Annotated in this window: 19 protein-coding genes; 10 read left to right on the top strand and 9 right to left on the bottom strand. The window is 69.3% G+C overall.

The window, feature by feature from the left end; genetic code table 11:
• Positions 1-43: 43 nt before the first annotated feature.
• From IF54_RS0130960 to IF54_RS0130980, 4 genes are all read right to left on the bottom strand, one after another.
• On the bottom strand, positions 44-1,537 hold the full coding sequence (locus IF54_RS0130960) for an RICIN domain-containing protein (RefSeq protein WP_030324761.1): 1,494 nt from the start codon (positions 1,535-1,537) through the stop codon (positions 44-46).
• Positions 1,538-1,819: 282 nt separating this feature from the next.
• Entirely contained in the window at positions 1,820-2,794 is a 975-nt protein-coding gene (locus IF54_RS0130965) for a sensor histidine kinase (protein ID WP_030324762.1), read from the bottom strand.
• Complete coding sequence (locus IF54_RS0130970; RefSeq protein ID WP_030324763.1) at positions 2,791-3,573, bottom strand: MEDS domain-containing protein; 783 nt, start codon at positions 3,571-3,573, stop codon at positions 2,791-2,793. Before IF54_RS0130970 ends, IF54_RS0130965 begins: the two co-directional genes overlap by 4 nt.
• 380 nt (positions 3,574-3,953) lie before the next feature.
• Complete coding sequence (locus IF54_RS0130980) at positions 3,954-4,883, bottom strand: ADP-ribosylglycohydrolase family protein (RefSeq protein ID WP_030324764.1); 930 nt, start codon at positions 4,881-4,883, stop codon at positions 3,954-3,956.
• 225 nt (positions 4,884-5,108) lie between these two features.
• Between IF54_RS0130980 and IF54_RS0130985 the strand changes: the two genes are divergently transcribed.
• Positions 5,109-6,422 carry an alpha/beta hydrolase gene (locus tag IF54_RS0130985; RefSeq protein WP_030324765.1) on the top strand — a complete coding sequence of 438 codons (1,314 nt, stop codon included), beginning with the start codon at positions 5,109-5,111 and terminating at the stop codon, positions 6,420-6,422.
• A 363-nt stretch (positions 6,423-6,785) separates the two neighbouring features.
• A complete protein-coding gene (locus IF54_RS0130990; protein ID WP_030324768.1) occupies positions 6,786-8,099 on the top strand; it encodes a glycoside hydrolase family 30 beta sandwich domain-containing protein in 1,314 nt (437 codons plus the stop codon).
• Positions 8,100-8,178: 79 nt separating this feature from the next.
• On the opposite strand, the gene IF54_RS0130995 is transcribed toward IF54_RS0130990, so the two are convergent.
• On the bottom strand, positions 8,179-10,446 hold the full coding sequence (locus tag IF54_RS0130995; protein ID WP_030324770.1) for a M4 family metallopeptidase: 2,268 nt from the start codon (positions 10,444-10,446) through the stop codon (positions 8,179-8,181).
• A gap of 474 nt (positions 10,447-10,920) precedes the next feature.
• On the opposite strand from IF54_RS0130995, the gene IF54_RS0131000 reads away from it, so the two are divergent.
• The 3 genes from IF54_RS0131000 (at position 10,921) to IF54_RS0131010 (ending at position 15,566) form a co-directional block, all read left to right on the top strand.
• Positions 10,921-13,020 (top strand): nitrate- and nitrite sensing domain-containing protein, encoded by a 2,100-nt coding sequence (locus IF54_RS0131000; protein WP_051735600.1) that lies wholly within the window; start codon positions 10,921-10,923, stop codon positions 13,018-13,020.
• 37 nt (positions 13,021-13,057) lie between these two features.
• Positions 13,058-13,597, top strand: a complete 540-nt coding sequence (locus tag IF54_RS0131005; RefSeq protein ID WP_030324772.1) for a GNAT family N-acetyltransferase — start codon at positions 13,058-13,060, stop codon at positions 13,595-13,597.
• Between the two features lie 316 nt (positions 13,598-13,913).
• Positions 13,914-15,566 carry a glycosyltransferase family A protein gene (locus tag IF54_RS0131010; RefSeq protein ID WP_051735601.1) on the top strand — a complete coding sequence of 551 codons (1,653 nt, stop codon included), beginning with the start codon at positions 13,914-13,916 and terminating at the stop codon, positions 15,564-15,566.
• 131 nt (positions 15,567-15,697) lie between these two features.
• On the opposite strand, the gene IF54_RS0131015 is transcribed toward IF54_RS0131010, so the two are convergent.
• Together IF54_RS0131015 and IF54_RS0131020 are read right to left on the bottom strand one after the other, a co-directional pair.
• The gene (locus IF54_RS0131015; RefSeq protein ID WP_030324775.1) at positions 15,698-17,761 is read right to left on the bottom strand and encodes an alpha-L-fucosidase; all 2,064 of its coding nucleotides are present in this window, start codon (positions 17,759-17,761) and stop codon (positions 15,698-15,700) included.
• Positions 17,762-18,198: 437 nt separating this feature from the next.
• Entirely contained in the window at positions 18,199-18,993 is a 795-nt protein-coding gene (locus IF54_RS0131020) for an alpha/beta fold hydrolase (RefSeq protein ID WP_030324777.1), read from the bottom strand.
• A 62-nt stretch (positions 18,994-19,055) separates the two neighbouring features.
• On the opposite strand from IF54_RS0131020, the gene IF54_RS0131025 reads away from it, so the two are divergent.
• From IF54_RS0131025 to IF54_RS0131045, 4 genes are all read left to right on the top strand, one after another.
• Positions 19,056-19,478, top strand: a complete 423-nt coding sequence (locus IF54_RS0131025; protein ID WP_030324779.1) for a MarR family winged helix-turn-helix transcriptional regulator — start codon at positions 19,056-19,058, stop codon at positions 19,476-19,478.
• 135 nt (positions 19,479-19,613) lie between these two features.
• Positions 19,614-19,769: a DUF6131 family protein gene (locus IF54_RS43115; RefSeq protein WP_165939125.1), complete on the top strand. Its 156-nt coding sequence runs from the start codon at positions 19,614-19,616 to the stop codon at positions 19,767-19,769.
• A 722-nt stretch (positions 19,770-20,491) separates the two neighbouring features.
• A complete protein-coding gene (locus IF54_RS0131040) occupies positions 20,492-20,977 on the top strand; it encodes a DUF2975 domain-containing protein (protein WP_030324783.1) in 486 nt (161 codons plus the stop codon).
• Positions 20,977-21,237 carry a helix-turn-helix domain-containing protein gene (locus IF54_RS0131045; RefSeq protein ID WP_030324784.1) on the top strand — a complete coding sequence of 87 codons (261 nt, stop codon included), beginning with the start codon at positions 20,977-20,979 and terminating at the stop codon, positions 21,235-21,237. Before IF54_RS0131040 ends, IF54_RS0131045 begins: the two co-directional genes overlap by 1 nt.
• 65 nt (positions 21,238-21,302) lie before the next feature.
• On the opposite strand, the gene IF54_RS0131050 is transcribed toward IF54_RS0131045, so the two are convergent.
• Positions 21,303-22,226: a GNAT family N-acetyltransferase gene (locus IF54_RS0131050; protein ID WP_030324785.1), complete on the bottom strand. Its 924-nt coding sequence runs from the start codon at positions 22,224-22,226 to the stop codon at positions 21,303-21,305.
• Between the two features lie 374 nt (positions 22,227-22,600).
• On the opposite strand from IF54_RS0131050, the gene IF54_RS0131055 reads away from it, so the two are divergent.
• The gene (locus IF54_RS0131055; RefSeq protein ID WP_051735602.1) at positions 22,601-24,124 is read left to right on the top strand and encodes an RICIN domain-containing protein; all 1,524 of its coding nucleotides are present in this window, start codon (positions 22,601-22,603) and stop codon (positions 24,122-24,124) included.
• Positions 24,125-24,341: 217 nt separating this feature from the next.
• Here IF54_RS0131055 and IF54_RS0131060 read toward each other — a convergent pair whose 3' ends face one another.
• Entirely contained in the window at positions 24,342-24,857 is a 516-nt protein-coding gene (locus IF54_RS0131060; protein ID WP_030324788.1) for a DinB family protein, read from the bottom strand.
• Between the last annotated feature and the right edge of the window lie 168 nt (positions 24,858-25,025).

Raw genomic sequence — 25,025 nt, forward strand, 5'->3', positions numbered from 1 at the left:
CCGTCCGGTTCTCTGGTGCGCCCTGACTGCTGGTTGGGGAGCCTTACGACAGGTTCCACTGCTGGCTGGCCGCTCCGGTTCCGGTCAGCTGGACCACGGCGGCGCCCGCGGTGGTCGAGGAGGCGTTCACGCCGATGTTCAGCCCGCTGCTGATATTGACGAGCATGAACTTGGTGCCGGTGAGGCTGCCCACAAGGTCCGCGGCGAACTGCTGGTTGGCGCCGCCGTTGCAGGTCCACTGCTGCAACTGGACGTTGTCCACCGTGGACTTGCCCGGGACGTCCAGGCACAGGCCGCTCTTGACGCTCTTGAGCGTGTAGACGTTGTCGGCCGCCCGGTTCAGCGTCCACCTCTGGTTGTCGCCTCCGTCGGACTGCCACTGGATGACCTTGGCGCCGTCGGCCGTGGAGCCGCCGGCGACGTCCATGAGCATCGAGCTGCCCGCGTTGGTGAGGGTGTGCACCGCGTTGGTGGGCACGCCGGAGTCGGGCGTCCAGGTGCCGGCGCCGGAGTCAAGCGACCAGCTCGGGTACTGGCCGACGTTGACCGTGGTGCCGCGGATGGTCATCGGCAGCCAGATCAGCTGGGAGTTGCCGAGGTCGTTGGCGTTCCACCGGTCGCCGGCGTAGATGTAGGTGGTGCCGGCACTGCCCTGCACGGTGATGATGTTGGCCGTCTGGGTGACGTACGTGTGGGTGCCGGGTGCCGCGAAGTTGCGCATCGGTGCCCAGGTCCCGCTCAGCGAGGTGGCGGTGGTGTAGACGTTGTCGTTGGCGCTCCAGCCGGTCAGATGAGAGGCGAGCAGGTAGTAGACGCCGTTGACCTTCACCATGGCGGGCGACTCGAAGCTGTTGGCCGAGCCGCCGCTGCCCAGGGTCGTCACCAGGCCGTCGACGGACAGGTAGTCGGCGGAGAGCTTGTAGATGTGCAGACCGTTGTTCCGGTCCTCGCTCAGCAGGTAACCGGCGCCGTCGGTGTCCTGGAACAGGCCGATGTCACGGCTTGCGTTGCCCAGCGGGCGGAAGCTGCCCTGGTAGGTGTAGGGCCCGCAGGGGGTGCTGCTGGTGGCCACGCCGACCCGCGCGTCGCCGTAGCTGGCGCTGTCGATGTGCATGTACATCACGTACGTGCTGGTCGACGCGTTGTGGATGACCTTCGGCCGCTCCACGACGCGGCTGGGGCCCAGGTCGCCGCTGTCCTGCCGGCTCAGCGCCTGGCCCTGGTAGGTCCAGTTGGCGAGGTCGGTCGAGGTGTAGCAGGGGATGTCCTGGAAGGACGTGTCGGCCGAGGTCTCGCCGGTCTTGTCCTCGCCGAAGCCGTACCAGGTGTTGCCGGCCTTGACGATGCCCAGACCGTGCAGTTGGAGCGCGTTGCCGTTCTGGTCGGTCCTGGTGGCGCCCAGGGTGAACGTCACGGAGGCCGCCTGCGCCTGGACGGTGGGCAGCAGCAGCGCCACCAGCGTGCCGAGCAGGGTGACGAGCGCGGCGACGCCTCTACGCGAGCGGGTCGTCCGGCCAACGGATCTTTCCTTGCTCATGCTCTTCCCTCTCCCTTGAGGCGAGGGCAATGAGACGGCCCGACCTGATCCATCGTCAAGGAAAAGGATTGATTTTGTTGAATCTTGACGCCGTAGTCCTGCTTGTTACTGGCGGGTTTTGTTGGAACGGCGAGCCATGCGGAGGAAGGTGAGCGCGCCTGCACTCCCGCCGAAGGAGAGCGGAAGGCCGCGGAGACGAGAACGATCAGGATGCGAAGGCGGACCGGCCCGGCCACCCCCGGCAGCCCCCAGCCCGCACATTGGCTGGATCTCAGAACACACCTACGCGTGGGCCCCGTCGGGCGGGAGTTCGGTGTGGAGGCGGATCGTGGTGCCGGTCTTCGCAGTGGAGCGGATCTCGACCAGGTCGCACAGTTGGTGCACGAGCCACAGTCCCCGTCCACCCATCTGTGTGTGGGGCGGCTTGGAGCGGCCCACCAAGGGGTCGCTGATGTAGCCGGCGTCCCGGAACTCGCACACCAGACGCCGACTCTCGGTCCAGGTGCGCAGGACGCCCTGGCCGCCGCCGTGACGGATGCTGTTCGCGGCCACCTCGGTGGCGGCCAGATGGAGTTCGCGCAGCCGGTGACCGTGCAGGCCCAGCTGTTCGGCGCAGGCGGTGATCTTGTCCCGTAGTGCAGGAAGATCACCGGTCGAGTAGGCGAACTCGTCGTAGGGGTCGCAGGGGTGGGTCAGCGAGACGAAGTCGAACGGCGCCTGCGGGTCGAAGTCGGAGGAGGGTGTGGTGCGGCCGTCCGCGCGGATCTCCGGGTGGCAGCGCGCCATCTGCTCGACGGCCGCCTGCTCACCGGCCAGGTCGTACGGGCACAGCAGCCACCAGGCCGGGCCGTCGGCGAAGGCCCTGTTCAGCAGCCACTCGTGATAGCGCAGCTCCTCCACCTCGGAGGGAGAGCGTGCCTCCGCCCAGGGCGACTCACCGATCCCGCGAACGAGCCGCCCCTGCGCCGTGTACTCCCTGATCCATTCCTGCCAGGCTCCGATGAGCCGCCCCGGATGGTGCGCCAGCGGGCTGGTGTCGACGTACCGCACCGCGCCGTCGTCGGGGACCTCGGCGCGCAGCAGGGTGGCCTTGCTCTCGGGGACGGCCACCACGACGGCCTCACCGCCGTCCAGCGCCTCCTGGATGAAGCCCACGGTGCCCTCGAGGAACTCCTCCCCGGAACGGTACGGGTACAGCTCGTGCCGATATCCCTCACCGGGGGGCGGAGTGTCGGTACGGGGAGGGGAGGAGGTCACGGCGTCATCACCACCGGAATCGAAGGATCTGCGAAGCCGGTCAGCTCCCAGGCCAGGCGTACGGTCTTGTTCGTCCCCTCCAGCACCACCTTGCGGTCCGGCAGGCAGCGGGCCGCGTCGGCGAGTGAACTCATTCCGGCGGCGTCGAGGAAGTCGAGGCCGTGGCACAGCAGGCGTAGCGTCACCGCCTGGGACAGCAGGGTGCGAAGGACGGCGCCGAAAGCGTGGGCGCCCTCGGCGTCGACGACCCCGGTCACGGTCCAGCCGTCCTTGCCGGTCCGGTAGACGTGGAAGGCGGGTGACGCCGGACGGCCGCCCAGGTGCTGCGGATGCACGCATCTCGCCCGCTCGGGCGCCGGCGCGCTCTCCTCACCGCACTGATAGGCGCAGACCACCAGAGCACCGCTGTCCGCGGCGAACTCCTCCAGGTCGAGCTCGCTGCGCAACAGCTGCTCCGTGTCGACCGGGGGCCCGTCGCACGTCACGTGGTGCAGGACACGCAACGATCGGTATCCCTCACGCTCCGCGCTCGCGGCCTCGCGCCGCACCGCGGAGATCAGGGAGCCGTTCAGCCGGGCGGGGTCGAGCACGACCGGGGCGAAGGCCGCGGTCGTGCGGGTGAGCGGCCCGACGATCAGTACCTTGTCGCCGAAGAGTTCACCGTCCGAGACGAAGGCCCTGCTGCGGTCCCACACGTCGTCCGCGGGATCCAGCAGTTGCAGGACGTGGTCACCGGAGCCGACCTCTTCGAGTGCCGCCAACGTGCGCGTCGCTCGCACCCCAACCTCCCCTCACCTCATGTTCACCCTACTCAACGGCACGTCCTCCCTCCTGCCCGGACCAGCCGGTGACACACCTGACGGAGCGGGTGGCGCCCCCATGTCCCGAGCACCGGCCCAGTCACCGTCCGGCGCCGGCGCGTGACGGGGTCAAGGCCCCGCAGGCGTCGGCGTTCAGGGAGTCGAGCAGCTACAGCTGCATCGGTCGCACCTCAAGACCGGTCATGCCGAGCTTGAAGACAGCCTCGGCAACGCCCTGGGCCAGGCACACACCAGGCGATCAACGAGCAGAGCTACGGCCCCGTCGTCGACGGACTGGGCAGCACGCACCCCCGCCCTCAACGAGAGAGGGGCGCTGCCCGAGCCGGAGCACATCCCGCTCAGCCTCCGAGGCCCCGCGCGAGCCGCAGCAGATCCGGAAGGCGCAGCACCCGCCCGTCGAAGCCCGGCAGGGGTACGTGGAGCGGCTCCGTCCAGCGGGCCGGGATCGCGTCCAGCCCGTAGTACGCCCCCGCGAGACCTCCGGTCACCGCGGCGACGGTGTCCGTGTCCCCGCCGAGGTCGATCGCGGCACGCAGCGCATCCTCGAAGCCGGCGGTCGTGCGCAGGGCCCAGACGGCGGAGCCCAGGCAGGGCCAGACGGCACCGTTGAACTCGGTCGCCTCATCGGGGTGCCAGTCCGGCGCGAGGACCGCGGTGTAGCGGGCCCGGTGGTCGGGGTGGACGAGGGCCAGGATGTCCGGGAGCGCGGCGAGCGGATCGGTGCCCTCGAGCGTGACGCGGACGAGTTCGTGGAAGATCGCGGTGCCCTCCCAGGCCGCACGGTCGCCATGGGTGAGGGCGGCGATGCGGCGGGCCGCGTCCGTCGTGGCTTCCCGGCCGGCCGCCGCGAAGTGGACCGCGGAGGTCGACGCCCGCATCAAGGAGCCGTTGCCCGCCGCTCGTTGACTGACCTGGAAGTGGATCGCGGCGGCGAGGTCCCAGGGCATGCCGTTGGTCAGGACGGCTTCGGTCTGAAGGCCGATGTCCTTCGGCTCCGCTGCCGCCCAGCGCTGGAAGCGGGCGAATACGTCCGGCAGGTCCAGTCCGCCACGCTCCAGCAGCGACTCCGCGACGAGAACGGCCATCTGCGTGTCGTCCGTTGCCTCCCCGGGGTCCCAGCCGCCGCCCCCGCACATCTCCCCGCCGACACCGGGCGCGGGAAACCGCGCGGAGAACGCGCCCTGGGGACCGAACTCAAAGGGGCCGCCCAGGGCGTCACCCACCGCCGAGCCGACGACGGCACCCGCGGCCCGCTGAAACCGGTTCATCCGCTGCACCCGCGCAGGCTATCCGCGCCGCCCCCACGCGCGCGTGCCCCTTTTTCCGCCGCCCGCGTGCGCCTGTTCTTCCGCCGCGCAGCGAACCGTTCCGGCCAGATGGGTGATGTTTGCCTGCAATACGCACACAGAACACCTTCAAGGGAACGCAGACCGCGTTTTGTCCCTCCTTCTGTGCATAGGAACCTTGCACGGCCAGGAAAGTCAGGGACTGACATGGGTTTGACCAGTCGAACAACCGTCTACATGTTGGTGGCGTTGGCCGCCCTGTGTGTCGGGTTGCTGGTCTGGTTGTGGCCTCGCTTCGCGAAACCGGGGCTGTGGCATGTACTGGGGCGGCTCGGAGCCATCGGCGTGACGCAGCTCATGATCGTCGCGGCGTTCGCGTGCGGGGTGAACTCCTCGTACCAGTTCTTCAGCTCCTGGAACGAACTGTTCGGCAACGGCGACACCGCCCCCGTCGGTGTCACGCAGGCGATGGGGGGAGGCGGCGACGCGGCCACCGGCATCAGCGACGTCCACGGCACCCTCGTACAGCCCTTCCACGACTCGCAGCTCAACCAGGTCAGCGGGCTCCCCGACGGGCCGCCCGCGGTCACCGGGCGGGTCGAGTCGGTCAAGATCATCGGACGTCGCACCGGCGTCGTCGATCCGGCGTTCGTGTATCTGCCGCCGCAGTACTTCCAGCCGGCGTACCACCGCATGCGCTTCCCGGTGATCGTCGCGCTCAGCGGCTATCCGGGCAGCATCTTCAACCTCGCGCAGCATCTGCGTGTCTCGCAGACCGCAGGGGAACTCCAGCACCAGGGCAAGATGCAGCCGACGATCATGGTGATGATCCGGCCCACGATCGCCCCGCCGCGCGACACCGAGTGCGTGAACGTCCCCGGCGGTCCGCAGACCGAGACGTTCCTCGCCAAGGACCTGCCGCAGGCGATCAGGTCCGCCTACCGGGCCGGCCACTACGCCAGTTCCTGGGGCGTCATGGGGTACTCCTCGGGCGGCAGCTGCGCCCTCCAGCTCACCATGCGCAACCCCGGGGCCTACACCACGGCCGCGGCCCTGTCCCCCGACTACCGGGTCAAGGACGACCCCACGACCGGGAACCTCTTCGGCTCCGGCCCGGGCCGACAGGCCCGCATCGACGGCCACGACCTGATGTGGCGCCTGAAGCACCTGCCCGTTCCCCAGGTCTCGGTGCTGGTCGCCAACAGCAAGCACGGCGAGAAGGGCTACCCGCAGACCCAGGCCTTCATCAAGGCGGTCAAGGCACCGATGCGGGTCGTGTCGATACTGCCCGAGAGCGGCAGCCACAACTTCCCCACCTGGGTGCGGGAGATGCCGGCCGCGCTGACCTGGATGAACGACCAACTCACGTTCCCGCAGGATGTCGTACCCCGGGTCCACCCCAAGAGGACGACCGAAGCCGACGGCACGCCCAAGCCGGGGCCCAAGTCGAAGCACGACCCGCTGCGCGCCGAGGGCACCGAACCGCGGGAGCCCGCCGCCTCGTCCCGCCCGGCCCACTGAGCGGCCCGCGCGCGACGCCGATCGACAGCATTGGCTTGTAGTCGCGCCAGGGAAGCCCCCCAAAGCCTTGACGGCTGCGGGGGGTGACCCTACGGTCCCTACACCACCACACGATCGGTCCGCCGCCCGAAACATTCGCACCTGAGGGAGCGCTCCCACACCCCCCGACCGAGCCGCCACGCGCCACACTGCGCTCTCCTCTCCCCCCACGCGCCCCCTGCCCGCTCGACAACCCCTGCTCCGTCCCCTGCCGGGGCGCCGTTCCACGACAACGCGACGAAACTTTCGACTCCTTACGAGAGTGTCGTCGCGCAGCGAGGCGCGGACGAGAAGCCCGTCAGAGCCAAGTCAGCAGGAGGAGCAATGTCGTTGCACCAGAACGGTTCCGGCAGCACAGGGCCACAGTCCCCCAGTCGCCGGGCAGTCCTGGCGACCATGGGCGCGCTCCCGGTCCTCGCCGCGACCACGACCCCGGCCGTGGCAGCACCACGGACCCCGTCCCTCGCGGCGGCCGCGGTGACCGTCGACCCGTCGGCGACCCGGCAGACGATCCGGGGATTCGGCGGCATGAACCACCCGCTGTGGATCGGCGACCTGACAGCCGCGCAGCGGGACACGGCCTTCGGCAACGGCGACGGACAGCTCGGGTTCTCCGTGCTGAGAATCTTCGTCTCGGAGGACCGCGCGAACTGGACCCGCGAGGTCGCGACGGCCAAGCGGGCGGTCGAGCTCGGCGCCACCGTCTTCGCCTCCCCGTGGAATCCCCCGGCGCAGATGGTCGAGACCTTCGTGCACGGCTCGCAGACCAATGCGAAACGACTGCGCTACTCCATGTACGGCGCCTACGCGCAGCACCTGAACGACTTCGTCACCTTCATGCGGAACAACGGCGTGAACCTGTACGCCATCTCGGTGCAGAACGAGCCCGACTACGCCCAGGACTGGACGTGGTGGACCCCGGCCGAGATGACCAGGTTCCTGCGGGAGAACGCCGGCTCGATCAGCACGAAGGTCATCGCTCCGGAGTCCTTCCAGTACGTCAAGAGCTTCTCGGACCCGATCCTCAACGACCCCGCGGCCCTGGCCAACATGGACATCCTCGGGGCGCACCTCTACGGCACCTCGTTCCAGAACTTCCCCTATCCCCTCTTCAAGCAGAAGGGGGCGGGCAAGGAGCTGTGGATGACCGAGGTCTACTACCCCAACAGCAGCGACTCGGCCGACCTCTGGCCGCAGGCCCTGGACGTCGGCGAGCACGTGCACCGCGCGATGGTGGACGCCGAGTTCCAGGCGTACGTGTGGTGGTACATCCGGCGCGGCTACGGCCCCATGCGGGAGGACGGGCAGATCAGCAAGCGCGGTGCCGCCATGGCGCACTTCGCGAAGTACGTCCGTCCGGGGCACGTGCGGATCGCGGTGACCGCGAACCCGCAGTCCAACGTCTACCTCTCGGCGTACAAGGGAAGCGGGTCCCGGCTGGTCATCGTGGCCGTCAACAAGGGGACCTCGCAGGTGAGTCAGCAGTTCACCCTGGTCAACAACGCCTCGTCCGGGGTGTCCTCCTGGCTGACGGACGGGAGCAGGAACCTCGCGGCCCAGAGCCGGATCACCGTGTCCAACGGGTCGTTCACCGCGCAGCTTCCCGCGCGGAGCCTGACGACGTTCGTGACCGGGTGAGGCATCCCCTGAGCACCCCGCCGCCCGGATCCCGAAGGACCCGGGCGGCGGGTGCCGTTCTGTGTGTCAGGCAGGGGTGTCAGGGCGTCAGCTGCCAGCGCGCGATGTACCCGACGTCGATGGACGCCCGGTCCTGCACACGCAACTTCCAGGTGCCCACGAGCGGTTGGGCGGAGGCGTTGACCGTGAAGGTCTGGTCCACGTTGTCGGCGGAGCCGCCGCTGCGGTTGAGCAGGGAGTAGACGGTGCCGTTCGGGCCGACGAGGTCGACGGTCAGGTCACCGCGGTAGGTGTGGACGATGTTGACGTAGACCTTGGTGGTGGCGGAGGCGTTGCCCTCGCGGCCGGTGATGGTCACCGCGGACTCCACGGCCGGCCCGTTGTCGGGGATGTCCACGCGGGTGTTGTTGGCGTAGACGTAGGCGATCTGCCAGCTGAAGGTGTCCGTGGCGCGCGCCCCGGTGCCGTCGGTCACCGTGACGGTGACGTCGCTCGTGCCGAGGGTGGTCGGGGTGCCGCTGATCAGACCGGTGGGGCTGACGGTCAGGCCTTCGGGCAGGCCGGTGACCTCGTACGTCAGCGGGGATCCGGTGTTGGTGGTGTAGGCGTCGAGTTGCAGGCTCACCACCTGGTTGACCCCGCTGACCTGGTCGGCGACCGGGGCGAGGTTGACGCCGAGGGCGATGCGGCTGCCCACGTTGATCGCGGCCCAGGAGTCGGCGACGGCGAGGTACGTCGGACTGTACGCGCCGAACAGGTCGGCCGCGGCGGACAGGGTGGCGGTGCGGGCGCCCGCGTAGTCGGTCGTCGAGGTCATGTACGCCGTCAGGGCGCGATACCAGATCGCGGCGGCGTTCTCGATGCCGATACCGGTGACGGGCCGGCCGTCGGAGGTCGGGCTGTCGTAGGAGACGCCGTTGACGGTCTTGGCGCCGCTGCCCTCGGAGAGCAGGTAGAAGAAGTGGTTGGCGGGGCCGGACGAGTAGTGGACGTCGATGCCGCCCAGGTCGGAGCTCCAACTGTCCCTGGAGGCACCGTCCTTGGAGGGCTTGTCCATGTACCGCAGGGGCGTGCCGTCGCCATTGATGTCGATCTTCTCGCCGACGAGGTAGTCGCCGGGATCGGCCGCGAGGTTCTCGTGGAACTCGACGGCGGCGGCGAAGATGTCCGAGGTCGCCTCGTTCAGGCCGCCGGACTCGCCCGAGTAGACCAGGCCCGCGGTGGCGGCGGTGACGCCGTGGCTCATCTCGTGGGCGGCGACGTCCAGCGCGGTCAGCGGGTGGGTGTTGCCCGAACCGTCGCCGTACGTCATGCAGAAGCAGGAGTCCTGCCAGAAGGCGTTGACGTAGTTGCTGCCGTAGTGGGCGCGGCTGTAGGCGGCGACACCGTCGTTGCGTATGCCGTTGCGGCCGTAGGCCTCCTTGTAGAAGTCCCAGGTGGCCGCGGCGCCGAAGGCCACGTCGACGCCGGCGGTCTGGCGGTTGGAGGGCAGACCGTTGCCCCAGACATCGTTGTCGTCCGTGAACAGGGTGCCGGTGCCCGAGGTGCCCTGGTTCAGGTCGTACGTCTTGTGCCCGGCGCGGTCGGGGTCGGTGAGCTGGTACGTCGAGCCGGACAGGGTGGTGCCGAGCGGGACCGTGCCGACGTACTGCCCGGTGCCCTCGCCGGTGTGCACCTTCTCGGCGGACAGGAGCTGCTTGCCGCTCCCGGCGTCGGTGACGACCTGGAGCTCGCTGGGCGTGCCGTCCGGCTGGACTCCCTCGACGACGGTCTCCCAGGCCAGCACGGGCTTGCCGCTGCCGGCCCACACGACCAGCCGGGAGGAGTTCTCCACTTCGGCGCCGGTGACCTTGTCCTTCTTCGACGCGGCGAGGGCCTTGGCGGCGGCACCGGAGGCCGCGATCCTCGGGCTGAACGAGGGCAGGGTCAGCCGCGCCGCGTTGGCCCGGGTGACGGTCGTACGGCTGCCGGCGTCATGGACGACGAGGTCGCCGCCGAGGACGGGCAGTCCGGCGAGGGTGCGCTCGTAGCGGGTGTGGGTGGTGCCGTCGGCGTCCTTGACGACGTCCTTGACGACCAGCTTCTCCTGGGCGCCGAGGCCGATGCGCCGGGCCGTGCCGGTCGCCGCCGACTGCGCGCTCTTGATCAGGGCGGCGCGGCGGGTCGGGGTCAGGGCGGTCTGGGTGGCGCCGGCCCGGGGGGTGGCGGTGATCTTCGCGGGGGCCGGCTTTGCCGGGGCCGCGGTGGCCAGGTCGGGGGCGGCCAGGGCGAGTAGTGAGCCGATGGCCGTGAGGGCGAGGCCGGTGGCGCGTCTGCGCCGGGTCAGGGCGCGGTGGTGCTGGGGCAACGGGGCTCCTTCAGTACGACGTCCGGCCCCTGGTGGGGGCCGTTGAGGAGACGGACGGGCGAGGTACGCCGGTCCGGAGCGCTGCACGGCATGCGGGTGGAAGGAGGTGGGGGGTGGGAACACGCGACAGAGGCGCGTGGTGAATCTGTGAGGGAACTGTGAACGACGGGAGTAGAGTGACATCACCACCAGGACTTTGTCATGCAAGGAACAAATCAACGGCTTGAATTGACCTTGCAGGCCAGGCAAATCGGCACAGGCAGCACCGGTTTTCGGCCTTGCGGGAGCGGTCCGTCGGGACCCGCTCCTGCCCGTCGACGGCTCGCAACTGCGCACAGTTTTGGTGAAGTCACGGTCAGAAGCGAAAGCGGAGTGCTACACATCGGACGGACCTTCATGGGTCAACTCCCTGTGACCGCCGCCCCGTTGAGGAGAGTGTCGAACGCGAGGCGGAACTGAGCGGATAGGACGACCGTGTCGCACTCCCCCACCCCCGCGCGCCGAAGATTCGGTGCCCGCAACCTGCGGGTGGCCCAGAAACTCCAGGCCATCCTCCTGATCCCGGTGCTGGTCGCCCTGGCCCTCGGAGGCGTACGGGTCAAACGCACCGTCGACACCTGGCAGTCGGCCGAGGACGCCGTCCGCGTGGCGGAGCTGGTCCAGGCGGCGAACAAGTACGCCAGTGACGCCATCAAGGAACGGGACGTCTCCGTCATCCCGTTGGTCAAGGGCGACCGGGACGCGGCGGCGGTCGTCAAGGCCCGGAGGATCACCGACGAGGACGCAAAGGAGTTCGACGCGGCGGTCGACCGCATGCCGAGGACAGCCGGCCTCGAGCGCCGGATCTCACTGGTGCGGCAGGGCGAGAAGCAACTGCCAGTGGTGCGGGCGAGCGCCTTCACCTCCCGGATGGCCGGTGTCCGGACCGAGGAGAGCTACCACGCGGTGCAGCACCCGCTGATGGAGATCTCCAACGAACTCGGCTTCGGCATCACCACCCAGACGACCTACGGCCGTAGCCTCTACGCCGTCTCGCTCACCCAGGCCGCCGAGTCGCTGATCCGCGCCATCGGCACCCACCTCCTGGTCCAGGACCGCAGCAAGCTCGCCAAGGGTGAACTCCAGGCCCAGCTCGGCTCGTTCAGCTCCTACGTCTACCTCGAACAGATCGGGCTCCAGGAGTACGCGGGGTTCGCCGGCACCGCCGACATGGCCCGCTTGCGTGAGGCACTGGAGGGCGCGCGGAAGAAGGGACAGGAGCTGGTCTCGGAGGCCCGGAGCCAGGCCGAGGCGGCCGGCCAGACCTTCACGGCCCCGCCGGACCTGGCGAAGATGTACAGCGAGATCGCCTCCGGCGCGACGGCGGCACAGCTCGCGAAGCAGGGCATCACACCGCAGACCTTCTTCGCGGCCTCCACCCTCAGCTTCGACGCCTACCGCAGCGTCGAGGTGTACCTGACCGACACCGCGCTCGCCAAGGCGCACACCATCGCCGACGACGCCCGCGACGACGCGATCCTGAACGCCGCGCTCGTGCTCGCCGCCGTCCTCGCCGCCTTCCTCCTCGCGAACTGGGTTGCCCGCACCATGAGCACCAGCATGCGCCGGCTCAGCGCCTCCGCCCACGAGATCGCCGCCCAGCGGCTGCCCGCCCGGTTGACCCAGCTCACCCGTGCCATTCCCGGCCGGGTGGAGAACGAGGTCGAACCGATCCCGATCACCACCACGGACGAGATCGGCGAGGTCGCCCGTGCCTTCGACCACGTGCACCGCGAGGCCGTACGACTCGCCGCCGAACAGGCCCTGCTGCGCGCCAACATCAACACGATCTTCAGCAACCTGGCCCGCCGCAGCCAGTCCCTGATCGAGCGTCAGCTCTCCATGATCAGCGAGCTGGAGGGCCGGGAAGCCGATCCCGACCAGCTGGAGAACCTGTTCCAGCTCGACCACCTCGCCACCCGGGTCCGCCGCAACGGCGAGAACCTCCTGGTGCTCAGCGGCGAGGCCCCCGCCCGGCAGTGGGACCAGCCGCTGCCCCTGGTCGACGTCATCCGCGCCGCGGTCTCGGAGGTCGAGCAGTACGAGCGCGTCCATTTCGCCGGTGTCCCGGAGACCGAGATCGACGGGCGGGCCGTGAACGACCTGGTGCACCTGCTCGCCGAACTCCTGGAGAACGCGACCACCTTCTCCTCACCGCACGTGCCCGTGCACGTCACAGCCGCACGGTTGCCGGACGGCAGGATCATGCTCGAGATACACGACAAGGGAATCGGTATGCCCCCCGAGGAGCTGGCCGAGATCAACCGGAATCTCGCCGATCCGCCCACCGTGGACGCCTCGATCTCCCAGCGCATGGGTCTGTTCGTGGTGGGCCGGCTGGCCGACCGGCACGGCATCCGCACCCAGTTGCGCCCCGCCGACCGAGGTCAGGGCACGACGACACTGGTGATGCTGCCCGACACGATCACGCATCGAGCGGCGACCGCGGAACCCGACGCCGACACCATGGCGCTGGTCGCGTTCGTGGACAGCCGCTTCACCGACGCCGCCACCTGGACCGACGAACCCATCTGAGCAAGTGACCGTCCGAGTCATCGGTTAGCGTGCACCGATGGAAGAACTGGAACACGTCACCTGGCCCCCCGAGCCGATCAGGACCGAGCGGCTCGTGCTGCGTACGCCCGAGACCCGGGACCGTACGGCGTTCATCGAGCTGCTCACCTCGGCGGAGGTGCACGCCTTCCTCGGCGGCCCTCGTGGGCGGGACGAACTCGAGCGCGGGACGCCTGCGGTGCCGGAGTCGTGGCCCGGCAGTTTCGTCGTCGATCTGGACGGATCGATGATCGGGCAGATCCTGCTCAGGAGAGCGACCGGGCACCGCCGGCCGGCCGCCGCCGGGAAGGCCGACCTCGGCTACCTGTTCCTGCCACGGGCGTGGGGACACGGGTACGCAGCGGAAGCGTGCGCGGCGGCACTGTCCTGGTTCGACAACGCCTTTCCCGGCGAGCCGGTGGTGCTCACCACCCAGTCCGCCAACGGCCCCTCCATGCGCCTCGCCGCGAAGCTGGGCTTCACCGAGGTGGAACGGTTCGAGGCGTGGGGAGCCGAGCAGTGGCTCGGTATGAGGGCGCCGGTCACGGCTGCGGGTTGAGCCCTTCGAGAGTTCGGGGATCCATTCCGCGGGTGGGGCCGTACGGCTGTGGCGGGCTCCCTTGGTGCCGTAGTGCGCGAGGTGCGCACCAGCCCAGCAGCCCGTCCGGCGGCTCGTCGTCAGGGGCTTTCCGTGTCCGTCACGCCGGGCATCCTGAGTCACGGAAGGCGACGCGAGCCACCCTTTTCCAACTGAAACGATCCGTTCCGTATAGCAACTATCAAAGGCCGTACAACTTCTCCCCAACAACAGGTGTCTGACGTACCGACCGTAGGTGTTTTCTTGGGGGGAAAACTTGATCAAGGTAAGCGTCGTCGTGCCGATCTACAACGCCGGTCCCTATGTGGAGCGTTGTGCGCCGTCACTCGTGAACCAGAGCCTCGGCGCGGACGCGTACGAGGTCGTCTACGTCGATGACGGTTCGACGGACGACTCGGCGGAACGCCTTCGACGACTGGCCGACGCGCATCCGCACGTCCGGGTCTTCGAGCAGGAGAACTCCGGCTGGCCGGGCAGGCCCCGGAACGTGGGAGTGGACCGGGCCCGGGGGAAGTACATCCAGTTCGTCGACCAGGACGACGAGTTGTCGTACGAGGCGCTGGAGCGGCTGTACGCCCTGGCGGAGCGCAACGGTTCGGACATCGTGCTGGGCAAGGTGCACGGCACGATGGCAGGGCCCAGCAACGTGTTCAAGCGGACGGTCGACCGGTGCACCGCCGCCGACGCGCCGCTCTTCGAGAGCCTCACGCCGCACAAGATGTTCCGCCGGGACTTCCTGAGCGAGCACGCGATCCGCTTCCCCGAGGGGCGGGTCAGGCTGGAGGACCAGTTGTTCATGGCGCGCACCTACGTGCGGGCCAAAACGGTGTCGATCCTCGGCGACTACCCCTGCTACCGCTGGAACCGGCGTGAGGACGGCGGCAACAACAGCAGCCGTCGGATCACGCCCGACGACTACTACGGCCACCTCGACAAGGTCGTGGCGGCGATCAAGGAGGGTACGGAGCCGGGCGAGCTCCAGAACCGGCTGCTGCGCCGCTCGTTCCGGGTGGAACTGCTCCGCCCGGTCAGCGAGCCGCGCGTGCTCCAGCGGACCGGGAAGGATCTCGAGGAGTACTACACCACCGTGCGGCGCATGGCCATGACCAGCTATCCGCCGGGGGTGCGCGAGGGGCTCCCGGCGATCAGCGCGCTCCGGGCCGAGCTGCTCGTCCAGGACCGGCTGGACTCGCTGATCGAGCTCGCCCGCCGCACTCAGCGGATCAAGGCGCGCGTCGAGGTGGACGACATGCGCTGGCGCAACGGCAAGCTGGTGCTCCGGACCCGGATCGGCATGGTCAAGGCGAACGGCGAGCCGCTGACCGTCGTGGACCGGGGCGGGCGGATGCTGCTCGACCCCGAGCTCCTCGACGGCATCCCGGGGGCGGAGGACTGGGAGGTCCGCGACCCCTTCTCGCACGCCTACGGGGAACTCATCGTGCACGACACCGCCGGCAACCACTGGTGGTACCCCGACGGGGAGCTGGCCCCCGCCCTCGAAGCCCTGGGCGGCGGCCGTCAACGCGTGGTGGTCGCCGGTGAGACGGTCATCGACCCCCTGACCCTCGCCGGAGGCGACCCCCTGGAGGGCGGCTCCCACCAGGTCTGGGCCGGCGGCCAGCTGCTGGGCGTAGGCCGCCGCCCCCGGCTGGCCGTGGCCCCGGGCCCCAGCCGCGTCTCGCTGGGCGCCATCGCCGTGGGCACGCCGCCGCGCCTCGTCTCCCCCGGCTGGGGTGGCCCCGGCGGTCAGCTGCGGCTCACCGTCGGCGGCCCCGGCAGGATCGGCCCCGCCCGCCGTGTCGTGCTGCGCACCGCCGCGGACCACCGACTGCGCCACGGCGTCCGCGAGGTACTGCGACGCCTCCCCGACGGCATGCGCGCCAATGTCCGCGCGGCAGCGCGCCGGGCGGAACGCCGGATGCTGCGGTAGCCGTGGCCGAGGGGGGATGACGGGGACATGCGCGGTCCTGCCTGCTGACGTTTCCGGCGACCACGTGAGCGCCCCGACCGGACGGACCGGTCGGGGCGCTCAGGCGCTCATGCCTCCACGCACCGGGACGGTCAGGTACCGGGTTGGAACGTCCACAGCAGGTTGGGGCTGTTCACCCAGGTCCACTGCTTGGTCACGGACCCGGAGGGGACCTGTCCGCCGCCGTCCAGGACGAGTCCGGTGGCGCGGTTGGCGAGGGAGTACTGGCCGTTGCCGCGGTCGGTGATCTGCCACTGCTGGTTGGGGCCGCCGTTCCAGGCCGCCTGCCGGGCGGGATCGCCGGGACTGGTCGAGCCCCAGCCGTCGGCGACCATGCCGTTGGTGCGGTTGACCAGCCGGTAGTAGCCCGTGCCGAGGTCGACGGCCTGCCACTGGAGGTTGGTGCTGTCGACCGGCGTCCACTGCTTGAGGTTCGAGCCACTGGCGACGTTGCCGCCGCTGTCCAGGGCCAGCCCGTCCGTGACGTTGGTCAGCCGGAAGTACGAGGACGGGTTGAACGTCACCTTCAGCGAGGCGATGGCGTCGTTGTTGCCGGTCACCCGCAGGTCGGGGTTGTCGGAGGTGAACGTCCAGGCCGTGCCGGTGAAGTTGTCGCCGGAGTAGCCCGTCACCTGGTAGCCCTGGGGCACCCTCAGCGAGGAGACGGACGAGGGCCCCACCCCTGCCGCCGACAGCTGGGACGAGGTGTAGCTGCCCAGGGCCAGAGCGGTGCTGCCGCCGGCGTAGTTGACGTCCTGGAACACCGTCGCCCGGGCTCCGGACGCGGCCGTGGGGACACCACTCACCTCGACGCACACCACCGAGTCGCCGGCGTCCGGGGCGCTGGTCGGCACCGTGACGTTGATCTGGCCGCCGCTGACGCTGTAACTGAGCGAGGCCGAGGGGTTGTTCATCAGGTAGACACGGCTGATCGTGTTGGTGAGCGCCGGTATCTGCAACACACCGTTGGTGGGCCAGGTGAAGACGTGGGCGAACAGCTTGCCGTTCTTCTTGGTGGCCCTCCCCCAGCCGGGGTCGCTGGAGTAGGGGCTTGCCAGGGCGCCGTGCACGCTGTCGCCGTAGGTCGCCATCCACGAGGCCAGGCCCTGGAGAATGGTCACGGATCCGGCCGTGACCGAACCGTCGCCCTTGGGGCCGATGTTCAGCAGGAAGTTGCCGTCACGCGAGACACAGGTGACGAGTTCCTGCACGAAGTTCTTGACGGGCTGGTAGGAGTTCTCCTGGCCCGCGTTGTAGCCCCAGGCGCCGTTCATGGTGTCGCAGCGCTCCCACTGGCGGTCCATCGGTGCGCTCGGGACGCCGAACTCCGCGACCGCGTAGTCGCCCAGACCGAGGTCGCGCTTGACCCGTTCGTTGACGACGAGTCCCGGCTTGCGGGCGATCAGCCAGTTGTAGAGGTCAAGGCCGTCGGACTTGAGCCACCAGTCCTGGAGGGTGGGACTCGCGGGCTCGCCGAACCAGTCGCCGTCGAACCACAGGAGCGCCGGGTCGTAACGGTCCAGCAGTTCTTGCAGCTGGGCCTTCATGTCCGCGATGTACGCCGTGCGGGCCGCCATGGAGGCCATCGTGGTGACACCGCCGCTCCGGATGGTCTGGGAGGGGTGGTTCCAGTCCAGGATCGAGTAGTAGAGCCCGAACTTGACGCCTCGCGCCTCGCACTCCTTCTTGAGCGAAGCCAGCAGGTCGCCCTGGACACCGGCGTAGTCGTGCATGTTGTACAGCTTGGTGCCGGTGGTGTCGGTGAAGCTGGGGACGTTGCTGTCCCACATGGCGAAGCCCTCGTGGTGCTTGGCGGTGATCACCAGGTACTTCATGCCGGCGTCGGCCGCGAGCTGGGCGATGGTCGCCGCGTTGAAGGCGGTGGGGTTGAAGTGGGCGGACACCTGGGTCTGGTAGTCGGGCTTGGACCAGCCCTCGGTGGCGAACGCCCACTCGCCGTGGCCGAGATAGGAGTAGGACCCGAAGTGGATGAACATCCCGAAGCGGGCCTGGTACCACCAGTCCATCTTCGACGGGACGCTGTAGGCCTGGGCGGTCGCAGGCCGGAGGACTTGCGGCAGCCCGAAGGCCACAACGCCTCCGGCGAGCGCGGCAGCCTTGATCAGGGATCGTCTGCTCAGGGGGGCGGAGGACATGGTGCGGCTCCTGGATCCTGGGGGGTGCGCCGGATGACACGGGGCGCGACATCGGATGAATTTATAGACGCTGCCCAGGGGGACGTCCAGAGGGGACGTAACAACTCGTCAATTGATCCCGTTTAGAGCCCTTTTGTGACAGAGAGCATTCCAACTAGGAGCGCTAGATCATCACCCAAATCCCGCGATTGCTCGGATCAATAGCTCCTCTCGGACCCGTCCAGGTGCTCAACGATCGCGTCCGCCGAGTTTCCCTGGTGGTGTCCGGGGCGACGGCATCCACACGCGGCGCGCCCACGTCGCGTCCGGATCAGGCATCGCGCTTCTGTCGCCCTTCATCCGGCATCCTGCGCCTCAGCGCCCCGCAGAGATCTACCGCATCTTCATGTGGCCCAGGACGGTCACCCCTTGAGGTGCCGACGGGCGCCGGCGGCTCCTCACGAAGGACGGGACCTGATGCCCGTCCGGGCCAGGTACGCGTCGAGCAGGGCGTACGTGGCGTCCGGTCGTTCGATGTGCGGGAGGTGGCCGGCTTCGGGGATGGTCTCGAGGCGGCCTTCGGCGAAGGCGTCGGCGTAGGCCGCGCCGTACGCGGGGGTGACGACGCGGTCGCTCTCGCCCCAGAGCAGAAGAGCGGGCACCTGGATACCGCCGAGCCGTGGCAGCAGTTCGGGGTCGTGCATGTAGGGGTCGCCGGCCAGGACGCGCATGGTGGCCATGTTGGCCTGCCTGCGGGCGAGTTCCTCGGGACCGAGGGCGGCCGGGTCGACGTGGTAGCGGTCCGGGTCGTGCCAGGAGTGCTCCGCGATGCCGCGGGCGTCGAGGGCGAAGATGTCGGTGATCGGTTCCGGGTCCACCCGGATGCCGACGGCGTCGATGAGGACGAGGCCGGAGATGGTTCCGGCCTCGTCCCGCGCGGCCATGTCGGCGGCGATCCAGCCTCCGAGGGAGGAGCCCACGACGACGACGTCACGCAGCTCGCGTTCCCGGAGGGCGTGCAGGTAGGCAAGGGCCAGGTCGTCGACGCCGGTGAGCCACTCGGGGCGCGATGTGCCGTCCCAGCCGGGGTGCACGGGCGTGAGCGTGTGGGCGGTGCGCGCGAGGTGCCGGGCGAGAGCGGCAACGGTGGCGGGACCGCCACCGCCGTGCAGGACCAGTACGGGTCTGCCGACTCCGGCCTCGGAAAGCGTGAGGGACAGGTCGGCACAGATGGGTGCGGTGTCTGAAGTCATGCCCAGCACTCTAACTAAACATCTTTATATAAGCTAGCTTGGTCATGGCGTAGACTTGTCGCATGCGCGGTGAGCTGCAAGAACTCGGCAGGGCGGTCAAACAGGTCCAGTACCGGCAGCACAGGGCCCTCGACAGTGCCCTCGCGGCCGTCGGCACGACTCTGGCCCAGTGGGACGCGCTGCGCGCGATCAGCCGCTCCCCCGGCGCGTCCGCCCGTGAACTGGCCACGGCGACATTCCAGACCGAACAGGCCTTCGGGACCCTCGCGGGACGCCTCCTGGCTCAGGGCCTCGTGGAGCGCCGACCGGGACACGGGCGCCGCATCGAGCACCACCTGACGAGCGCCGGCGAAGACACCCTGGCAGCCGGCCACAAGGTCGCCGACGCGGTACTCGCCGACTGCTTCGCCGCCCTGCCCGCCGCCGAGCGCGCGACCCTGCTCGATCTGCTGCGGCGCCTCACATCACAAAACGACACACACTGACGCCCGGCCGCAGGCCACCGTCATTCCCGCAAAAAATCATGATCTCGCCGGCTCGATTCACGAAATGCGTGGGCCTCTATTGCCGAATCGCGGGTAATCGGACATCAAGAGCAGTACCCGCTACAGGAGGTCGCGATGATCGCCCTTGGTGTAATCCTTCTGATCGTCGGTTTCCTTACCGGCGTCTCGATCCTGTGGACCATCGGGATCATCCTTCTGGTGATCGGCGCGGTCTTGTGGATCATGGGGTCCGCAGGTCACGCCGTTGCTGGTCGCCGGCACTATTGGTGAGGTCGCCGCTGCGCACGCCCTCGCACCAGAACCGCACACGGCGGGCCGGGACACCCCGGCCCGCCTCGTGACGCGTTTTCCCCTTACGGATTGATCGCTCAAAAAAGCCTGATCAGCAAATAGTCGTCGAAGTAGCGTGCGGCCGAGCCCACGCTCTTGTAGCAGGACACGTCCGACGACGGCCCGAGCGGGCAGCGCCCCATCCGCGCTGCCCGAACTCGTCCACGAGGTCGGCACCTCCGACTGGGACCTCAGAACCCCGGGCCGGGTGGCCCAAGGCACTGGCAGCCCCACAGGCCGTTACGCGTGCGCAGCGCGGTGCGCACGCGTAATTGGCCGCCCCCATGCGGCCGCCCCTCCCGGAGTCGATTCCCGGGCCATCAGGTCGAAGTCGGCGACGACCGACCGGTCGGGGCCCTGGGGGTCTGAGGTTCACGCGGTCTTTCAGCAGGGACCGCGTCGACGGAAAACATGACGTTGTCACAGACGGGCGAGCGGGATGGAGGTGGGGGACGCAGCTGATCGTCCGCAACTCGACGCCCCCGCTGCGGCGGGATGTCGCGGGGTGAGCGAGCCGTACACCGCTCAAGGAGCCGAACCGGCTCGCGCGAGGCATGATTCGCGCACTCGCCCGCCGGTTGCCGCATCTGACGCCCCACCCACCTTGCCCTGCCTATCGTTTTTCGATAGATTTCCATCGCCATTCGATGGAAGGTTGAGGCATGGGAAAACTCGCCGTGCGGGCGCTGCGCGCCGTGCTCGTCGTGGTGCTCACCGGCACCGTGGGCGTACAGGCACTGATGGTGTGGGCGTTGGCCACCGACCCCGAGGACGGATCCCTGCCGCTGACGCCGCTGCGCCTGATCACCATCCTCGGCCTCGTCTCGGTCCAGGTCACCGGGGTCTGCGTATGGCGGTTGGTGACGATGGTGCGCCGCGGGACCGTGTTCTCCCACGGCGCCTTCCGTTACGTGGACGGCATCATCGGGGCGATCACCGCGGCGGCCCTCGTATGGTTCACGGTCACCGCCGTCAACGCGCCCGGCCAGCGGGACGATCCCGGGGTCACCGTCATCATGGCCGGGATCGGCCTGGCCATTCTGGGGGTCGCTCTCATCGTGCTCGTCCTGCGGACGCTGCTCGCCCAGGCCGTGGCGCGCGATGTCGAAGCGGCCCAGATGCAGGCCGAGTTGAACGAGGTGATCTGATGCCGATCACCGTCGACATCGACGTGATGCTGGCCAAGCGCAAGATGTCCGTGGGGGAACTCGCGGAGCGGGTGGGGATCACGCCCGCCAACCTCGCGGTCCTCAAGAACGGCCGCGCCAAGGCGGTGCGCTTCACGACGCTCGCCGCGCTCTGCGAGGTGCTCGAGTGCCAGCCGGGGGATCTGCTGCGGTGGGAGACGGACGGCGAGCGCGAGACGTCAAGGACAGGCGCCGGCACCGGAGCGTCGGGCGCGTCCTGACGGCCGCGCCGAGGGGAGTCCACGGCGGCCGCCCACGGGAGGTCACGGCGACCACCCGCTCCCGGTCACCCCTCGGTCAGCTCCTTGCTGTAGACCGTGGACGAGCGCCGGACCGTCATGCCGATGCGCTCGTACAGCGACAGCGCGCCGGTGTCCGAGTGGGTCCACAGGGTGCAGCCTCGCTTGCCCTGCCGGTGGAAGGCCCGGAAGGACTCCCGCAGGAGCACGCGCGCTATCCCCCGGTTGCGCTGGTCCTTCCGGACCGCGACCCGCTCGACGTACCCTTCGTCGTCGCCCGGGACGTCCAAGGACAGCACCGCGCCCACGAGTTGGTCACCGGCGAAGGCGAGCGGTGACGCCGCAGGGTCGAAGGCAGGCAGTTCGACCGTGTGCCGGGCCCATTCCGGGTAGCTCTTCCGCCGCTGCTGCCACTCGTCGAACGCGTCCTCGGTGAGCTGGTACACGCTCCGCTCGTCACCCGCCTCGAAGGCTCGGACTGTGATGCCGGCCGGAGACTCGGGCACATCCGGTTCGGAAGGCATCGCGAACCCGAGGAGCCACTCGGTGACGAGCCGGGTGTACCCACCGGATCGCAGGAGTACGACCGCCGCCCGATCACTGTCGGGGACGGTCTGGGCGAGGCGGTCACCGCCGAACCTGCGGGCCCGGTCCTCGGTCCAGGCGAGCAGGAGGCCGCCCAGGCCCCGGCCGGTATGTGCGGGATGGACGTGGACCGTGGCGCGTCGGCCCCTCACCCGGGCCCAACCGACCAGCTCTCCGGCGTCGTCGTGCAGGAGCACCGACTCGGACGGCGCCTCGGCCGCCGGTGTGCCGAGGTCGGCGGCGACGCTGTCGACACCTGTGGTGGCTCGGCCGTGCAGCGCGAGCTCGCACGCGGCGACCAGTCGATGGACCTCGGGAGCGTCTGATGTGGTGGCCGGTCTGGAGTGGTACCCCACCGGCAGCAGCTGGGAAGAGAGACCGGACATGGATGCACCCTGCGTCATCCGTACGCCTCTGTCACCTGATTTACGGCCCCCGAACCGCAGGGGACCGGCCGCCGAGGCGCGGCGACCGGCCGGAGGCGGACTCACCCGCTCCGCAATTCGGACTATTCCGAGCGCTATCCCGAATACACCCAGGCGCTACCGAAGGTAACAGCGGGCAATTCCGAAGCCTTTGAACATCGGTCAGCCCAACTCCTTGTTCCTGGTGAGTAGCGTGTGCGAAGGTAAGCCTCGCTTAAGGCGGACCGGTTCTGACCAGCCGACATGGCCGCCTTCAGGTATGTACCAACCAGTCCCCGCTTTCCGACAGAGCGTCAATTCGCATGCCTTCTGCCGTTGGAAAGGAAATTGGCCCTGTGCAGTCCCTCCACCCCCCACGCCCGCCGTACCCGCCCCGCCCCGGGCTGATCCCCGGGGCAGCGGACCGCGAACTCAGCTCCAGGCTGAGTGGCCGCGGCTCCGGAAGGCAGGCCGCGATCGCGGTCCTGCTCGCCCGGCATTGGCCATCGGCCCGTGACTACGCACTGCTGTGCCTGGCCTCCGCGACCCCCACCGCTCCCCTCGCGGCCACCAGCGCCTTTCACCAGTTGCTCGACCGGCTGGAGGAGGGCGGGCCCGCCGGTGCGCTGCGTCCCCAACTGCTCGTCATGGTCCGCGAGACCATCCGGGCCTGGGCCGCGGACGACGACGTCTGCGCGGCCTTGCCCGAACTGCACAAGCCCACCGGAGGCCGGGGACTGCACCTGGCGAAATCCGGGACGGCCGCCAGCCGCAAACTCGCCGAACGCGCCTTCGTGGCCCTGCCCGAAATTGCGCAATGCCTGTTGTGGCATACCGAGGTCGAGGCGGAGGCCATTGACATACCCGCCGGTCTCACGGGGGTCGGCAAGACAACCGCCAACGCCTCCCTGGAACAGGCTCGCGAGCAATTCCGGACGGGAATCGTGCGCGCCCACAGGGAACTCGCGCCGTCCTCGGAATGCCGCTTCCACAACCGTCTGATCGATGTCGGCGTGGGCCGGGGAGTGGAACTCCCCCACGATGTCCGGCACCATCTGACTCAATGCTCGTATTGCCGAGCCGCCGTCGAACAACTGGGTTGCTTCGACGGCGGGTTGGAGGTTCTGCTCGCCGAGGCGGTCCTCGGCTGGGGCGGTCGCCGCTATGCCGCCAGCAGACCCGGACGCAGCGGTCCGGCGGTCTGGGCTGCCACGGGGACGGATCCGGGTCCGGTACCGGGACGGCACCGGAGCGGAGGGGAGGGCAGGCACCGGGCGGTGGCAGCCGTCGGCGCGGGTCTCACCTCGCTCGCCCTTCTGGCGGGCATCCTCGCCGCGCGCGGTTGGTCCGACGACGGCCCTGGTCACCTCGCCGAACCTGTCTGGGGCGGGGCGACCGCCTCAGCCGCGGACCACGGCACCCCGTCGGCGACCTCGTCTCCGTCCACCGCTTCCGCGATCGGCTCCGGGGCGGAGACCGACGGCCGCCTGCACAACGCCGCCACCGGGCTCTGCCTGGACGCAGAAGGCGCGATCGATTCCGGTGCGGACCTCCGGCTGGCCCAGTGCTCGTCCTCCCTGTCACAGGAGTGGTCGTACGAGTTCGACGGCTCGCTGCGCAGCGGCGCCGACCCCTCCCTGTGTCTGACGGCCGATGCGGCCGGCAGCAAGGTGCGTCTGGCTTCCTGCGGCGAGCAGGAAGCGGCGACGGCGTACGTCCTGAGCGCCGGCGGAGAGATCCTGCTGGGCGAGCACCAGGGCCTCGCCCTGGCCGCGGAGCCCGGCACGGCGCCGCCCCGCGTGGTGGTGACGGCACGCGACGGCTCGCAGGAACAGCGCTGGTCCTTCGAGGAGGAGGACGAACCCAGCTCCCGCACGTGAGCACGAGGACCAACCCGGCTCCGGCACGTGAGCAAGAGGACCAACCCGGCTCCGGCACGTGAGCAAGAGGACCAACCCGGCTCCCGCACGTGAGCACATGAGCGCTGCGAGGAGGGCGTGAGGGCCGGGAGCGGAGCCGACGGGCCCGCGCTGCCTGCCCTCCCACCCCCGGCAGCTTCCGGAGTGCCGGTCCTCGGCGCCTCAGGTGGTACCGCCTCTAGGAGTACCCCTTCGCCCCGTCGAGCAGCTCCCGCACGATGTCCGCGTGGCCCGCGTGCCGGCCGGTCTCCTCGACGAGGTGGATGAGCATCCAGCGGAGGTTGGCCTTGGCGGACTGGTAGTCGGGGTGCCGGCCGACGTCGTCCAGGGATGCCTCGGCCACGATCTCGTTGCTCCGGGCGCACTGGGCCTCGTACTCCGCGAGCAGCTGCTTCAGCGAGATGCCGTCGGTGTGCCAGTCCGCGTCCTCGGCCGTCTCGTCGAAGGAGGGGTTCTGCGTCTTGTCGCCGCCCAGGAACAGCACCTCCAGCCAGGTGTGCTCGACCCACCGCATATGGCTGATGAGCCCGGCCATCGTCATCGCCGGCGAGGTCGGCACGACGGAGCGGTGTGCGTCGGCCTCGCTCAGGCCCTCGCACTTCCATCTCAGGATCTGCCGTTGCAGGTCCAGCCAGCCGATGAGCGCGGTGCGTTCGTCGGCCTGCAAAGGAGGACGCTCAAGTGAAAAGGACATGCCCGCACGTTAGGGCGCCCGGTCTCCGGACGCCGCCGATTTACGAAGCAAGATCAACCGGACAGACCCCGGGGACGCCGCCGGTCAAGACGTCCAGGCTGCTGCACACCACCTGCCTCACCCCCCGCGACCAGGTGTATGTCAATCTGGACGTCGCCCAGCACGGTG

The organism is Streptomyces sp. NRRL B-3229 (genome assembly GCF_000719505.1).
Lineage (GTDB): Bacteria > Actinomycetota > Actinomycetes > Streptomycetales > Streptomycetaceae > Streptomyces > Streptomyces griseorubiginosus.

Coding starts and splice junctions, on each gene's coding strand:
- IF54_RS0130960 (WP_030324761.1), bottom strand. CDS start 1,537: ATGAGCAAGGAAAGATCCGTTGGCCGGACGACCCGCTCGCGTAGAGGC.
- IF54_RS0130980 (WP_030324764.1), bottom strand. CDS start 4,883: ATGAACCGGTTTCAGCGGGCCGCGGGTGCCGTCGTCGGCTCGGCGGTG.
- IF54_RS0130985 (WP_030324765.1), top strand. CDS start 5,109: ATGGGTTTGACCAGTCGAACAACCGTCTACATGTTGGTGGCGTTGGCC.
- IF54_RS0130990 (WP_030324768.1), top strand. CDS start 6,786: ATGTCGTTGCACCAGAACGGTTCCGGCAGCACAGGGCCACAGTCCCCC.
- IF54_RS0131005 (WP_030324772.1), top strand. CDS start 13,058: ATGGAAGAACTGGAACACGTCACCTGGCCCCCCGAGCCGATCAGGACC.
- IF54_RS0131015 (WP_030324775.1), bottom strand. CDS start 17,761: ATGTCCTCCGCCCCCCTGAGCAGACGATCCCTGATCAAGGCTGCCGCG.
- IF54_RS0131020 (WP_030324777.1), bottom strand. CDS start 18,993: ATGACTTCAGACACCGCACCCATCTGTGCCGACCTGTCCCTCACGCTT.
- IF54_RS0131025 (WP_030324779.1), top strand. CDS start 19,056: ATGCGCGGTGAGCTGCAAGAACTCGGCAGGGCGGTCAAACAGGTCCAG.
- IF54_RS43115 (WP_165939125.1), top strand. CDS start 19,614: ATGATCGCCCTTGGTGTAATCCTTCTGATCGTCGGTTTCCTTACCGGC.
- IF54_RS0131040 (WP_030324783.1), top strand. CDS start 20,492: ATGGGAAAACTCGCCGTGCGGGCGCTGCGCGCCGTGCTCGTCGTGGTG.
- IF54_RS0131045 (WP_030324784.1), top strand. CDS start 20,977: ATGCCGATCACCGTCGACATCGACGTGATGCTGGCCAAGCGCAAGATG.
- IF54_RS0131050 (WP_030324785.1), bottom strand. CDS start 22,226: ATGTCCGGTCTCTCTTCCCAGCTGCTGCCGGTGGGGTACCACTCCAGA.
- IF54_RS0131060 (WP_030324788.1), bottom strand. CDS start 24,857: ATGTCCTTTTCACTTGAGCGTCCTCCTTTGCAGGCCGACGAACGCACC.